The sequence below is a fragment of the Acinetobacter sp. 1424608 genome, assembly GCF_000588255.1.
Classification (GTDB): domain Bacteria; phylum Pseudomonadota; class Gammaproteobacteria; order Pseudomonadales; family Moraxellaceae; genus Acinetobacter; species Acinetobacter nosocomialis.
This window is the reverse complement of the sequence record NZ_JFXL01000015.1, coordinates 86,740-101,977: the sequence shown is the minus strand read 5'-3', so window position 1 is coordinate 101,977 and position 15,238 is coordinate 86,740. Positions and strand designations below refer to the sequence as shown.

15 protein-coding genes are annotated in these 15,238 nt (G+C 41.6%); 1 reads left to right on the top strand and 14 read right to left on the bottom strand.

Annotated features, from left to right (window positions below):
- Positions 1-561, bottom strand: a 561-nt coding sequence (locus J678_RS17980; RefSeq protein ID WP_032027416.1) for a ferredoxin--NADP reductase, incomplete at its 3' end; no start/stop codon positions are given.
- Positions 562-646: 85 nt separating this feature from the next.
- On the opposite strand from J678_RS17980, the gene gigC reads away from it, so the two are divergent.
- Entirely contained in the window at positions 647-1,534 is an 888-nt protein-coding gene (gene gigC, locus J678_RS17975) for a LysR family transcriptional regulator GigC (protein ID WP_002050411.1), read from the top strand.
- A gap of 11 nt (positions 1,535-1,545) precedes the next feature.
- Here gigC and J678_RS17970 read toward each other — a convergent pair whose 3' ends face one another.
- The 13 genes from J678_RS17970 to nuoE form a co-directional block, all read right to left on the bottom strand.
- Positions 1,546-2,001, bottom strand: a complete 456-nt coding sequence (locus J678_RS17970) for an excalibur calcium-binding domain-containing protein (RefSeq protein WP_017394180.1) — start codon at positions 1,999-2,001, stop codon at positions 1,546-1,548.
- A gap of 156 nt (positions 2,002-2,157) precedes the next feature.
- Entirely contained in the window at positions 2,158-2,451 is a 294-nt protein-coding gene (locus tag J678_RS17965; RefSeq protein WP_002050402.1) for a cold shock domain-containing protein, read from the bottom strand.
- A 117-nt stretch (positions 2,452-2,568) separates the two neighbouring features.
- On the bottom strand, positions 2,569-3,204 hold the full coding sequence (gene upp / locus J678_RS17960; RefSeq protein WP_002050313.1) for a uracil phosphoribosyltransferase: 636 nt from the start codon (positions 3,202-3,204) through the stop codon (positions 2,569-2,571).
- Between the two features lie 100 nt (positions 3,205-3,304).
- Complete coding sequence (gene nuoN, locus J678_RS17955; protein WP_002050422.1) at positions 3,305-4,801, bottom strand: NADH-quinone oxidoreductase subunit NuoN; 1,497 nt, start codon at positions 4,799-4,801, stop codon at positions 3,305-3,307.
- A gap of 2 nt (positions 4,802-4,803) precedes the next feature.
- On the bottom strand, positions 4,804-6,402 hold the full coding sequence (nuoM, locus tag J678_RS17950; protein ID WP_002050326.1) for an NADH-quinone oxidoreductase subunit M: 1,599 nt from the start codon (positions 6,400-6,402) through the stop codon (positions 4,804-4,806).
- 1 nt (position 6,403) lies between these two features.
- Positions 6,404-8,293 carry an NADH-quinone oxidoreductase subunit L gene (gene nuoL, locus J678_RS17945; protein WP_031995588.1) on the bottom strand — a complete coding sequence of 630 codons (1,890 nt, stop codon included), beginning with the start codon at positions 8,291-8,293 and terminating at the stop codon, positions 6,404-6,406.
- Positions 8,290-8,598 carry an NADH-quinone oxidoreductase subunit NuoK gene (nuoK, locus tag J678_RS17940; protein WP_000529822.1) on the bottom strand — a complete coding sequence of 103 codons (309 nt, stop codon included), beginning with the start codon at positions 8,596-8,598 and terminating at the stop codon, positions 8,290-8,292. The genes nuoL and nuoK overlap by 4 nt, the downstream gene beginning before the upstream one ends.
- On the bottom strand, positions 8,598-9,116 hold the full coding sequence (gene nuoJ / locus J678_RS17935; RefSeq protein WP_014205902.1) for an NADH-quinone oxidoreductase subunit J: 519 nt from the start codon (positions 9,114-9,116) through the stop codon (positions 8,598-8,600). Before nuoJ ends, nuoK begins: the two co-directional genes overlap by 1 nt.
- Positions 9,116-9,658, bottom strand: a complete 543-nt coding sequence (gene nuoI / locus J678_RS17930; RefSeq protein ID WP_000276693.1) for an NADH-quinone oxidoreductase subunit NuoI — start codon at positions 9,656-9,658, stop codon at positions 9,116-9,118. Before nuoI ends, nuoJ begins: the two co-directional genes overlap by 1 nt.
- A gap of 18 nt (positions 9,659-9,676) precedes the next feature.
- Positions 9,677-10,693, bottom strand: coding sequence for an NADH-quinone oxidoreductase subunit NuoH (nuoH, locus tag J678_RS17925; RefSeq protein ID WP_002050372.1), 1,017 nt, complete (start codon positions 10,691-10,693; stop codon positions 9,677-9,679).
- Positions 10,694-10,696: 3 nt separating this feature from the next.
- The gene (gene nuoG, locus J678_RS17920) at positions 10,697-13,381 is read right to left on the bottom strand and encodes an NADH-quinone oxidoreductase subunit NuoG (RefSeq protein WP_004710381.1); all 2,685 of its coding nucleotides are present in this window, start codon (positions 13,379-13,381) and stop codon (positions 10,697-10,699) included.
- 11 nt (positions 13,382-13,392) lie between these two features.
- Positions 13,393-14,724: an NADH-quinone oxidoreductase subunit NuoF gene (nuoF, locus tag J678_RS17915; protein ID WP_017394179.1), complete on the bottom strand. Its 1,332-nt coding sequence runs from the start codon at positions 14,722-14,724 to the stop codon at positions 13,393-13,395.
- A complete protein-coding gene (gene nuoE, locus J678_RS17910) occupies positions 14,721-15,230 on the bottom strand; it encodes an NADH-quinone oxidoreductase subunit NuoE (RefSeq protein WP_002050341.1) in 510 nt (169 codons plus the stop codon). The genes nuoF and nuoE overlap by 4 nt, the downstream gene beginning before the upstream one ends.
- Positions 15,231-15,238: the final 8 nt, after the last annotated feature.

Sequence of the window (15,238 nt, the reverse complement as noted above, 5' to 3'; positions counted from 1 at the left end):
CGGCGCAGATGGATCTCGGGTAATAATTGGAATAAATTTAAAACCTACATGCCCTTCGCCAAAAGTTTCGGCAATCTCTTGAATACGGTCAACATAAGCCAATTCATCTGCTGTACGTACACTGTAGACCAAATTGATCTTTTGATAATTAGACCAAGTTTCAAAGTCTTGTAGCATCGACAAAAATGGAGCCAAACCAGTACCTGTTGCCAATAACCATAAATCATGCGGTAAAGGTTGCTGATAACGCGCCAAAGTCAGATAGCCATATGGAATTTTTTCTAAATATAGCTCATCACCGACTTTCAAATGCTGCAGATTCGAGGTGAAGGCACCGTCTGGTACAACAATTGAGAAGAACTCTAGCGTTTCATCAAATGGAGAAGACACCACCGAATAAGCACGAACAACCAGTTCCTCCCCCACCTTTAAACCTATACGCGCAAACTGACCTGCGGTAAATTTAAAATGTGAAGGGCGAGTCATGGTAAAGCTGAAAAGTGTTGGGGTCCAACGATGAACAGATAAAACTTTTTCTACGCTAAATTTTTCAATTGACATGATTTCAACGTGGCATGAAATAGTGCGCTCATGTTAGCATGACAGCCGAAATAATGAATACTTTTAAACGTTAAGGCTTTTAAACATGCGGATGACATTACGCCAGTTGGCTGTTTTTGTAGCAGTCGCCCAAGAAGGAACCGTTACTAAAGCCAGTGATGCGGTCAGACTGACGCAAAGTGCAGCAAGTATGGCTTTAGCTGATTTAGAAGACGGCTTAGGTGCTCCTTTGTTTGATCGTTTAGGGAAGCGCTTACAACTAAATGATCTTGGACGTTTTTTACTTCCACAAGCATTAGAGATATTAGGGCGCTGTGAAGCTTTTGAACAAGCTGCAAAAGGTGAGTTACAAAGCATTGACCTTCGTATTGGGGCGACCTTAACTATCAGTGACTATTTAATGCCTGATTTAATGGCTAACTTTTTACAGCGTCATCCGCAAGCACATTTACAACTTCAAGTAGGTAACACACGCCAAATGATTGAAGCTGTGAATCAGTTCCAATTAGATTTAGCTTTAATTGAAGGTTCTTGTCACTTACCTCAACTCCAATGTATTCATTGGCGCGATGATGAATTAGCAGTGTGCTGTTCACCAGATCATCCTTTAACACGTTTAAATCGCCCACTTACGCCTCAAGATTTTCATGACATAGAATGGATATTACGTGAGGAAGGTTCTGGTACTCGAGAAGTCTTTGATAATGCTATTTTGCAAGATCTACCCGATGCCAACATTCGCTTAACGCTTGGTCACAATGAAGCAATCTTAAAAATAGTGGCAGGTGGGTTAGGAATGTCTTGTATTTCTAGATTAGCAATTGAACCTTTAAGTGAAAAAGGTCAGCTCGTCATTTTAGATACACCATTTTGGCAACTGACCCGTCCGCTTTATATGCTGGTGCATCGCCAAAAATATCAAGGTCCGGGCCTTAAAGCATTTTTAAAATTCTGCGATGAAGATCAGGCTTAAAGCCTGATTTTCTAATGCCATCGTGAGTCATTTTCACACAGCTCACCGTCATGATCACCATCCATTTTAGTGTTGGGACAATTTCTTACAAACCAACGTGCTTCTTCTAAAGAATGCATTTGCGAACAATACTCACGCCCATCACACTGAAAAACTGATGTTTCATCATTTACCCGTTCTGTTGGTCTTTCAGGTGTAAATGCTAAAGCCTTTTTCGTTTTTTCAGTAAGTTGAATATCCGGCAATTTACCCAAAGCTGCGCGCTGTGCTTCGATAATCTTCTTCTGTTGCTGTATTAATAATTGCACTTTTTCATGTGATGCACGTTGTTGAGCCTCCTGACGATAGTGCAATACCATAAAACTCACACACGCAACAATGACTAAGACAATAACGGTAAATATACTGATGTATTCACTTGGACTCAGCTTGAATTTGCTGCGTTTGGCTTTTCCCCGTTGATTCATATTTCCCCTTTTTTTTAATTTTATTATTCGTTTTAAGAAAATTAAGGGAAACTTATATCTCCCTTAATTCTAAATCTCTTAATTTTTTTAAACACCAACCAAAGTAATTGCTTAATACATTATTTAAGTAATTTTAATGCATAAGACTTAGTTCACCTAGCGTCGGAAATTTGACAATAACTCACTGGTGATCGCTTTATTGTGTTCCGAAATTTTATTTTTTTTAGTTTTTGCAGGGTTTGGGTCAACACGCTCAATTTTGATCGCTTTAAATTTCCCCTGATTATCCGCTGCAAGAAATCTTACTTTTTCATTTCTTTTCGGCTCACCTTCTGATGCAGGGAAATCAGAAATATGAAAGAAAATATCTCCTTCAGTGGTTGAAATAAAACCAAATCCCTTATCGGCGTTATATTGTTTTACTCTTCCAACATAAAACTCTTGCTTCATGATCTTTCCCCTATTTTTTCCCATCCAATCGTTGCGGTAAATAAAAAGAGACTTTCAATTCCGCTCTTAAAAAAATATACGGTTTGATGAAGTCTCTTTTTATTGCTATGTCAAAAATTAATCTTTTTGAACACTACCAAAAATCTTGTCACCAGCATCGCCTAAACCAGGAACAATATAACCATGTTCATTTAAGCCATCATCAATAGATGCAGTATAAAGCTGAATATCGGGATGTGCTGCTTCTACTTTTGCAATTCCTTCAGGAGCTGCAACTAACACCATAACACGAATATCTTTACAACCACTTGCCTTTAGCACATCAATGGCAGCAACTAAAGAATTACCCGTTGCTAACATTGGGTCAATAATCATCGCAATACGGTTCGCCACATCTGGAACTAACTTCTTATAGTAAGTACGTACTTCTAAAGTAGCCTCATCACGTTCAAGACCTAACACACTAACTTTGGCACTTGGAATCAGGTTAAGTACGCCATCAAGCATACCAATACCTGCACGTAGAATTGGTACAATCGTTATTTTTTTACCAGCAATACGCTGAGTAGTAACATTGCCAGCCCAACCTTCAATCTCACAATCCACAACTGGTAAATCTTTGGTTGCTTCATATGTCAATAACATAGTCACTTCTTGAGCAAGCTCACGGAAATTCTTAGTACTGATGTCAGCACGACGTAATAAACCTAATTTATGACGAATAAGTGGGTGACGAATTTCTTGAATGGCCACAGATGTTACCTAAAAATATAAAAACGTATTTATTATAATCTTTTTTTAACTATCAATAAAAAAAAGCCTCCATATTTGGAGGCTTTTTTGTACACAAGAATTATTGCTGTTGTGAAAGCATGAAATGTAATGGAGATAAAATTTCTGCTTTTAACGCCAAATTAATCATTGGATCTGGATATACACCCAAAATAATTACTAATGCAGCAGCAGCCAACACCATTAAACCACCCACTTTTTGTCCCCAATGTGCATCAGCATCAATACGAGGAGTTTCAGGTGGAGTCATATACATAACAACCATCACACGTAAGTAGTAATACAAACCAATACCACTACCTACAATAATCATTGCAGCTAAGAACCAGTGTTGAGTCGTTACAGCAGCCATAACAACCAAGAACTTACCAATGAAGCCCGCTGTTAATGGAATACCAGCCAAAGATAACATCATGACTGTTAATGTTGCTGTAAGTACTGGACGACGCCAGAACAAACCACGGTAGTCTGCAAGGCTTTGTGCTTCATCTACATTGTTATATGGGCTAGACATTAACGCTACTGCACCAAAGGCACCAATAGTTGTTAATACATAAGTCACCACATACACAGTTACGCTACCTAAGCTCGCATATGTCATGCTAATTAAAGCAATTAATAAATAACCAAAATGAGCAATAGATGAATAACCCAAAATACGTTTTAAGTTCACTTGACGAACAGCGAGCAAGTTACCGACTAAAATTGACAATACAGCAATAATTGTCAAAACAGTCACTAGCGAGTTCACCATGATTGCGCCAGAAGCAAGCAAATAACGTACGAACAAACCAATTGTTGCAACTTTAGCAGCAGTCGCTAAGAAAGTTGCCATTGGAGCTGGAGCGCCTGCATATACATCTGGTGTCCATTTATGGAACGGTGCAAGCGATAATTTGAATGCAACAGCAAAGATAATGAGTGCTAAACCTAATAACACCATTGGCTGTTTGATTGCACCAAATAAAGCTTGAACAGAATCATAGAATGAAAGCGAACCAGTATAAGCGTAGATATACGCCATACCCATCAACAACATTGCAGAAGCTGTTGCAGAAAGCACAAGGTACTTAATGCCCGCTTCAAGCGATTGACTACGTTGATATGTATAAGCAAGTAAGCCATATACAGGAATCGACATTAACTCAAGGCTAATGAAGAAAGATGCATAGTGAGAACTTGCAACCATCAACATTGCACCAGCTACAGAAGCAAGTAACAGAAGATAGAGTTCTTCGCGGTTGTCTTTATAAGTCTCGATATAAGCATGAGACAAAGTACAACAAGCCAATGATGCAACTAGAATCATGAACTGATAGAACAAAGTAAATGGATCAACCATAAACATGCCCATCACATTTGCCGGTACAAATTTACCGCCAAATAGTTCTAGCAAGATATAAAGTGCAGCAAGGTTTAAACCGACAACAGAAGTTGTTGCGATTAAATTATGGTTACGTTTAATTGAAATTAACAACATGACGACGACTGTTGTCAAAGCAACAATCATCACCGGTGCTAAAGGCATAAGCGTAGAGAATGATACTGTGAAGTTCATGATTATTGGATCTCCACATGGTCAAGTTGAGTAGCTGTTTGCTGAACAGTTTCAACGACTTCTTGTACTGGCACATAACTATTGACCAACCACTGCATACTTGAATGAGATACATCCAAGAATGTTTGCGGGAAGATACCAAGCCAAACGAGACCAATCGCACAAATCATCAAAATAACAACTTCACGAGCAGATAAGTCTTTTAATGGACTAGTGTAGTGTTGCTTTTGTTCAGGGTTTGGCTCACCAAATAAAGCACGGTGAATCAAGATCAAGCCATATAAACCTGCAAATACAAGGCTGATAGAAGCAAGAATCGTGAAGGCAGGATATTTATTAAATGAACCCATCAAAATCAGGAATTCACCAATAAAGTTACCTAAACCTGGCACACCAACAAGAGCAGCTACGAAGAACATTAAGAAGAATGGTAAGTATTGGAGTTGACCACGAAGACCACCCATCAAACGCAAATCACGTGTATGCAAGCGCTCGTAGATTTGACCAGACATAATGAACAATGCAGCAGATGACAAACCATGTGCCAACATCATGATCATTAAACCTTGGAAGGTCAAAATATTACCTGCATAGATCGCAAGTAAAATGAAGCCCATGTGTGAAATCGACGTATACGCAAGTAAACGCTTCATGTCAGTTTGCTGGTAAGCACACCAAGCGCCGTAGAAAATACCAATCAAACCGAAAATAATCGCGATATCTGCAAACTGTGCAGAAGCTGCCGGGAAGAATGGAATTACAAAACGGAGCAAACCGTACGCTGCAGTCTTAATCAAGATACCAGCCAAGTCTACAGAACCCGCTGTAGGAGCTTGAGCATGCGCATCTGGTAACCAGCCATGCAATGGGAAAACTGGTAACTTCACTGCAAAACCGATAAAGAAGCAGATCATGAAACCATACGCGAAGCCAGCAGGTAAACGATTCGCTACAGCTAATAAATAGTTGTAATCAAAACCGATCATACCAGTCATCATGTAGCCATAGACCACAAGGCCAAGGATACCGATTAACATCACTAAACCAGCGATTTGTGTATATAAGAAGAACTTTGTTGCAGCGTAAACACGTGAACGACCGTTTGAACCCTTATGCCCCCATAACGCAATCAAGAAGTAGATTGGTACAAGCATCATCTCCCAGAAGAAGAAGAATAGGAACAAATCAATTGCCAAGAACACGCCAATAACGCCACCTAAACTCCATAATAAGTTTAAGTGGAAGAAACCAACATTCTTTTGAATCTCGCCCCATGAACATCCAACAGCAAGTACACCCAGTAAAGCTGTTAACAACACCATGAGTAAAGACAAACCATCCACGGCTAAGTGAATGCCAATACCGAGAGACTTAATCCACGGTAAGTAGAACTCGGCTGACCAAGTTGGGACTTTCGAGCCCAACTCGTAGCTATAAGTACCATTTTGCCAAAGTGCAAGACCTAAGCCCAATGTAATGAGCATACCAATTAAGGCAATCCAGCGTGGCAAAGTTTTGTCGAGTTTATCGACTAACCAACAAGTAAAACCTGCAATGAACGGAACAAGGATCAGCGCGGGTAAAATTAAATTGTTTTCCATTTTATTTCCCCACTACCTGAATAACGATCAAGATCATCAATAACACCACTACACCGAGTGACATGCTTGATGCGTATTCACGCAATGAACCTGTTTGACGTGAGCTTGTGAAACTGTTTCCGCCTTTAACAAGCGCAGGAAAAACAAGCCATAAGCTGTCAATCGGATCACGACCAAATAGTTTGGCGAAGAATAAATAAGGTTTAACAAAAACGATGTCATACAACGCATCGAAACCAAATGCAGTACGACAAATATGAGCTAAGCCAGCACCAAGACTTGTTTGAGCAAACGATTTCACTGCACCGTAAGCAAATGCAAATAGACCAATACCAACAGCTAAACCAACAAGCGCAATGCCTACAGCTAAATGCTCTGCCCCATGCATGCCTTCTACAAATTGTTCAGCAACATGGAATTCAGGAATTTTTGCTGTATTTAAAATACCAGCTACTGGACCTTTTAATGCAGCACCCACAAAAGTAGACAATACTGCCAAGATACCTAATGGCGCCCAGTAAGTTGCACCTTTAATCTCATGATAATGCGTATTTTCTTTACCGAAGAATACAACCCAGATTAAACGGAAGGTATAAATTGAAGTCAGGAATGCACCTGCTACACCAGCCCAATATAAAGTGTGGTATAGAGCAATTGATTGACCTTGTACCCAAACTTCACCAAGAATTGCATCTTTTGAGAAGAAGCCGATTGTTAAGAATGGAATCGCTGCTAATGCACCACCACCAATCGCGAAACATGCAAATAGGAATTTGTTTTTGTAGAACAAACCGCCCATTTTGAAAATGTTCTGTTCGTGATGGTAAGCAAGAATAACTGCACCAGAAGACAAGAATAATAATGCTTTGAAGAATGCGTGAGCTAACATGTGGAACAGGCCAGCTTGATACGCTTCTGCACCTACAGCCATAAACATATAACCAAGCTGACTCATTGTTGAGTAAGCCAAAATACGTTTGATATCTGTTTGCACGAGAGCAGCAAAACCTGCAACTAATAAAGTTACAGCGCCTGTTACCGAAATGAACTGCATCACTTCAGGTGCAAGCTCAAATACGCTAAATAGACGGCAGCATAAGTACACCCCAGCCGTTACCATTGTTGCTGCGTGGATTAATGCAGAAACAGGTGTTGGACCTGCCATCGCATCTGCCAACCATGTTTGCAATGGAATTTGAGCAGATTTACCAGCAGCACCTAAGAACAACATTAATGCAGTCCAGATAGTAAGTGACGAACTCTTCGTCATGACTTCTGCTGCGTGTTCAACGATGTACTGAGTATTAAGCGTACCAAATTGTTGGTAAAGCAAGAATAAAGCGATAAGTAGGAATACATCACCTACACGGGTAACTGTAAATGCTTTGATCGCTGCCCAACCATTTGCAGGGTTTGCATAATAGAAACCAATCAGCAAGTAAGAGCATAGACCTACGCCTTCCCAACCTAAGAATAACAACGCTAAGTTGTCACCCAATACAAGCACAAGCATGCTTGCAACGAATAGGTTGAAATAAGAGAAGAAGCGCGCATAACCTTCTTCACCACGCATGTACCATGATGCAAAGATGTGGATTAGAAAACCAACACCTGTGATCATGCCCATCATGAGTAAAGATAAGCCATCTAAATGTAAGCTAATGCCAGGAGCGAAACCACCAACATTGAACCATGTCCAAAGGTTTTGAACAAAAACCTGTTGGCCGCTGTTGGTAAATGCCATACCAGCAATCAATGCAAATAATGCAGATAAACCTACAGAACCCACACCGATAATTGCTGCAACATTTTCAGAGAGCTTATCACGCCCTGCCGCCAATAAAATAAAACCGATTAGCGGAAATAATACTGTTAGATATAAATAACTCATCCGCGCATCTCACTAGCAGCATCCACATCCAAATGATGGAAGCGATGATAGAACTGAAGGACAATCGCAAGACCGATACACGCCTCTGCCGCAGCAAGGGTTAAAATCAGAATGAACATGACTTGTCCATCTGGTTGTGCCCATACACTACCTGCAAGAACGAATGCTAACGCAGCAGCATTCATCATGATTTCAAGGCTCATTAACATAAATAGTAGGTTGCGTCGCACCATTACACCGTAAAAACCGAGTGCAAAAAGAATGGTTGCAACAATCAAACCATGTTCTAAAGGGATCTGGCCCATTATTCTTTTTCCTCTTCTGCACCTGGTTCACGTTTACCTAAGTGGTATGCTGCAACAAGGGCTGCTAGCAATAACATCGCGGCAACTTCAACCAATAATAAGTAGTGAGTAAAGAGCGCTTGACCAACAACTTTTGGTCCAATTACTTGTGCTCCAAGTGGTGCAGAGATGGTTGTATATTCACCACCAAGCATCCAAACTAAAAGCAAGCCAAGTAAAAAGCTCATGAGTGCTGGATATGCCCAAGCATCTGAAGAAAGCCATTTACGCTCTTGTTCCACAGTGTGTTGCCCTAAGTTAAGCATCATCACAACGAATACGAACAAGACCATAATCGCACCAGCATAAACAATGATTTCGAGGGCGCCAGCAAACGGCGCACCTACGATCATGAAAATACCAGCAACAGCTAGTAATGAAACAATCAGACTAAGCAATGCATGTACAGGGTTCGTGTTAGTCACTACACGAACCGTAGAAACGATGGCCACGAGCGCCATCAAATAAAACGGCCACATCATGGTAATAGACTCCGTACATCGATTGGTGCACTTTCTTTTTGTGCTTGACCTTTCTCTTTACCGTTAATTGCCATACCAGTTACACGGTAGAAGTTGTAGTCTGGGTATTTACCTGGACCTGAAATGAGTAAGTTTTCTTTCTCATATACGAGGTCTTGACGTACGTATTCGCCCAACTCGAAATCTGGAGTTAACTGAATCGCTGTCGTTGGACATGCTTCTTCACACATACCGCAGAAGATACAACGAGAGAAGTTGATACGGAAAAACTCCGGATACCAACGACCGTCTTCTTTTTCAGCTTTTTGCAGTGAAATACAGCCAACTGGACATGCAACCGCACAAAGATTACATGCCACACAACGCTCTTCCCCATCTGGGTCACGTGTCAAGATAATACGACCACGATAGCGAGGTGGTACAATTTCCTCTGCTGGTACTTCTGGATAAAGAATTGTGTCACGTTTACGGAAACCATGGGTAAATACCATGAATAACGTCCGAACGATTGACCCAACTCCAGCTAGAATTTTATACATTTTGTACTCCCTGCTGTCTTAGGCCTGATTCATCAGAATCACAGCACCAGTTACCAATAGGTTAACCAACGCCAGCGGCAAACAAATTTTCCAACCGAAGTTCATGACTTGGTCGTAACGTGGACGCATTAAAGAACCACGTGCCAATACAAACATCATTACGAAGAATGCTGTTTTAATCACAAACCAGAACACTGGTGGAATAAATGGAATTTCTAAATTGAATGGCGCTAACCAGCCACCAAAGAATAAAGTCACGATCAATGCAGAGATAAGTACAACGTTTACATATTCAGCAACGAAGAACATACCCCATTTCATACCGCCATATTCAACATGGTAACCTTCAGCCAATTCTTGTTCTGCTTCAGGTTGGTCAAATGGGTGACGGTGAGTTACCGCAACACCAGCAACCACGAAAATCAAGAAACCTAAGAATTGTGGAATGATGAACCAAACGTCACGTTGAGCTTCAACAATTTCACGAAGGTTAAATGAACCAGCGATTGCAACTACGCCCATTAACGAGATGCCCAAGAACACTTCATAAGAAATTGTTTGAGCAGCTGAACGCAAACCACCGAGTAATGAATATTTGTTATTTGATGACCAACCACCGAATAACACTGCATAAACCGCAATACCAGCCATAGCCATAAAGAACAACAGACCGATGCTCATGTCTGCAACACCCAATGCAGGGCTTACAGGAATAACCATGAACGAAAGCACCGCAGTTGCCATCGCAACTGCCGGAGCTAAACGGAAAGTTAATTTATCGGCAAATTTTGGTGTCCAGTCTTCTTTGAACATGATCTTAAGCATGTCGGCAACGATCTGGAACATACCACCAGGACCAACACGGTTTGGACCATAACGGTCTTGCCACCAAGCAAGTAAACGACGCTCAATAAAAGACATCAATGCAGCAACAAGTACAACGACAAGCAAAATCACAACTGCTTGAACCACTGCATAAGCAATTGGCCAGTTCTCAGCCCAAAGTGGCGTTTGACGTATAATTTCTTGATTCATGAATTACACTCCTAATGCCACTGAAACAGGCTCAGCTAAGGATACTGTCGGTGCTAAACCAACTGGGTAACCGATATAACCTGTAGGTAAATATTCAATTACTTGTACAGGTAAGCTCACTGTAGTTTCGCCTGCTTTAACTGTAATACGTTGACCTTCTTGTAGGTTCAAACGCGTTGCGTCTTGTTCGCCTACAGCAAATACAGCTTCAGGAATACGAGTTTCCATTGCAGGTGTTTTAATCGTGAATTCACCAGAACCAAAAATATGGTGCATTGGTACAAGACGGAAGCTTTCAGGGTTTGCAACTACTGCAGTTGGAGCAACATAGCTACGTGCTGGACGTTTTGCTAAACGGTCAAATAAACGAACGCCTGAATCACCACCTTTTAAGTGCCCCCCCACTTCATCTTGGTATTTGTTCCAAGATTGTGGAGAGTTCCAACCTGGCGCCCACGCAAATGGTACAAGCGAAGAAGCTTTTTGCGGACCTACATAACCTTCCATAGAGAATGTTAATGCTGAGTCTGGGTCTGTCGGTTGCTTAGGTTCATGAACAGATAAAGGTGCACGAATTGCTGTACGACCAGAATAGCGACGTGGTTCACGAGCAATTTTCAAACCATGTACACGATAGCCTGCATCTGGTGCAACATCTTGAATTGCTTCAAGTACCGGAACATTTTTAACGATACTTTCAATGACGTCATCAAGCAATGTCCAATCAACTGGCTTACCTTTAAGACCAGTTTCAATGGCATGCAACCAACGCCAAGATTCTTTAATCGCGTATTCAGGTTTGTAGTAGCTTGGATCGTAAACTTGATAGAAGCGCTGAGCACGACCTTCTTGGCTTACAACAGTACCATCACCTTCGGCAAAGCTTGCTGCTGAAAGCACAATATCCGCCTGTTTCACAGTTTCTGTTTCGCTGTGATCAAGCACGATTACTGTTTCAGCTTTATCAAGTGCTGCTTTAACTTGAGCAGCTGGTAAACGACGGAACAAGTCATTTTCAACAATAACAAGTGTGTCGTAGTCTTGAGCAAATGCTTGTTCAAGGCTTAAGCCACCAAACAATGCCAAGCCCATAGAGTTCACTTCAGGAACTACAAGGCTTAAACCAGCTTTTGAGCCAAGGTTTTGCGTTAACTCTGCTGCAGCTTCCATAATTGAAGCATCTTGCAAGCTCGTACCCGCAATAATTAACGGTTTGTTTGCTGCTTTTAAAGTGTCTGCAATAGTTTGAGCAAATGCTTTTGCATCGTCATCTAAACCATTAACTGTTTCACCTTTAACTGCCGCAGCAACTGCAAAACCTAAACGCGCAATGTCATTTGGAGAGGCAACAACTTCACCAGTTGCAACATCAGCAAGACGAGTTTGAGTTGCAGCCAAAATATAGATCGGAGATTTCGCTTCCTGACCAATACGTTGTACTGGTTCAGCCAACCAATCTGGCGTACGTGTTTTTGCAGCCATTTCGCGAGCTTTGTTTTTCGCAGCTTGACGAACTGACAAAGCCATACGTGGTGCAGTTTGGGTTAAATCTTCACCCAAAATTAATACTGCATCATAGCTTTCAATTTCACGCATGTTCGGGTTGTAAATACCTTCTGTTTGCATGATTGAAGCAGCAAGTTCAACAAGTTTTTGCTCTTTTTGTGCAACACCTGTTGAGTAGTTTGCCTGGCCTACAAGTTCACGTAATGCATAGTTTGATTCTAAGCTTGCACGTGGTGAACCGATACCTAAAACTTTTTTACCTTCAAGTTTCGCAATTGCTTGATCTAAAGCTTGGTCAACAGAAACAGTTGCTACTGTTTCGCCATTACGGAACTGAGGTTGACGTGGACGATCTGCACGGTTTACATAACCTGTGCCAAAACGGCCTTTGTCACAAAGGAAGTATTGGTTAACCGAACCATTGAAACGGTTTTCTACACGACGGATTTCGCCATAACGCTCACCCGGAGAGATGTTACAACCTGAAGAACAGCCATGACACACGCTTGGTGCATATTGCATATCCCATTTACGGTTATAGCGCTCTGAATGAGTTTTGTCGGTAAATACACCTGTTGGACATACTTCAGTCAAGTTACCAGAGAATTCAGATTCTAAAGTGCCTGATTCTGGACGACCAAAGTAAACACGCGATGCATTGGCAAACACACCAAAGTCTGTACCGCCCGCATAGTCTTTGTAGTAACGAACACAACGGTAACAAGCAATACAACGGTTCATTTCATGCGCAATGAATGAGCCTAGTTCTTGGTTGTAATGTGTACGCTTAGTAAAACGATAGCGACGACGGTCATGACCAGTCATTACAGTCATATCTTGTAAATGACAGTGACCACCCTCTTCACACACCGGACAGTCATGTGGGTGGTTGGTCATTAAGAACTCAACGATAGATTCACGAAAATCCGTTGCTTCTTTGTCTTCAATCGAGATATAGGTATTGTCAGATGCTGGTGTCATACATGACATCACAAGACGTCCGCGCGTATCTTCAGGATTTGCATACTGAGTTACGGCACATTGACGACATGAACCAACAGAACCTAAGGATGGGTGCCAACAAAAATACGGAATATCAATGCCAAGGGATAAACATGCTTGTAGCAAGTTTTCTGATCCATTGACTTCGTACGATTTTCCATCGACATGAATTGTAGCCATAGTCGAATCCCTTAAGCTTGTTCTACGTTGCTAGTTTGCACGACAGGACGATTCGTCACTTTCGCTTCAAACTCGCTACGGAAATGTTTGAGTGCGCCCATAAGCGGCTCCATCGCACCTGGTGCGTGGGCACAGAAAGTTTTACCAATCCATAATTTACGAGTAAGTTCTTGTAAATGATCGATATCTTCTTTCTTACCTTCACCTGTTTCAAGTGCTTTAAGCGCTTTAACAGCCCATGGCAAACCATCACGGCACGGTGTACAGAAACCGCATGATTCACGCGCAAAGAATTCTTCAAGATTACGGGTCAACGACACCATACATTGAGTCTCGTCTACCACCATCAATAAACATGTTCCTAAACGAGAACCTGCTTTCATAATGGTTTCAGCATCCATTGGTAAATCAATGGTATCTGCAGGTAAAAAGTCAGTTGACGCACCACCTGGTAACCATGCTTTAAGCTTTAAGCCTTCACGCATACCACCGGCATGATCTTCGATTACTTCACGTGCAGTCGTACCAAATGGTAGTTCCCAAAGACCAGGGAATTTAACTTTACCTGACGCACCATAAATCTTAGTGCCTGGGTCTTTTGATTTACCAGCTGATAAACCGATATACCACTCTGGACCACGAAGCATGATTGCTGGCAAGTTGTTATAAGTTTCAACGTTGTTCACAATCGTAGGACGACCCCATGCACCAGCAACTTGCGGGAATGGCGGTTTAGTACGTGGGTTAGCACGACGACCTTCAAGTGAGTTAATCAATGCAGTTTCTTCACCGCAGATATAACGACCTGCACCAGTATGCACGTGTAACTCGAAGTTCCAGCCAGAACCTAAAATGTTGTCACCTAAGTAACCTTTAGCGCGAATTTGCTCAAGCGCTTCATTTAGGTATTGAGCAGCTTCGATATATTCGCCACGGATGAAGATATAGCCTTGAGTTGCTTCTAAGGTATAACCTGCAATTAACATACCTTCGATCAATTGGTGAGGAAGTTTTTCCATCAACAAACGGTCTTTAAAGGTACCTGGTTCCATCTCATCAGCGTTACAGATCAAGTAACGTGGGCCACCATCGTTTGGCGCCATAAGAGACCATTTGATCCCTGCTGGGAAGCCTGCACCACCACGACCTTTTACAGTTGCAGCTTTAATGACTTCAAGCACTTCAGCAGGTTTCATGCCTAATGCTTTTTTAAAGCCAGCATAACCTTCAAGTGCTTCATAGTCGTCAGCGCTATGTACGGCATCTTGTTTGCTTAAACGCCAAGTCAGTGGATGAGTTTCCGGATTACCGTCGCCATAAATTGGTTTTGGTTCAGTATTCATACATACTTCTCCAATAACTGTTTGACTGATGTCACTTCAACTAAACCGTGAGTATCTTCATCAATCATTAACGTTGGGCCTTTGTCACAGTTGCCTAGGCAGCAAATTGGGAGCAGTGTAAAACGACCATCTTGTGTCGTTTGACCAAACTGAATACCTAATTCACGCTGGAATGCTTCAGCTAATGTTTCAGCACCCATTAAGAAGCAAGCAATCGAGTCACAAAGCAAAATTACGTGACGACCTACAGGCTGGCGATAGATCCGGTTGTAGAACGTTGCTACACCTTCTAAATCTGCCACACTAATCGTCAATAATTGTGCGATGGCGTTCATTTGAGCATCATCTACCCAACCGTTACGGCGCTGTACGCACTTTAATGCATCTAAAGAAGCTGCACGTGGGTATGGATAGTGACCAATGTGATGTTCAATTTCATGGATTTCTTCAGCAGTCAAAATCCCTTCAACATTCACACGTGGTTTTTTATCAGTCAGAATCATCATTTTGCGTT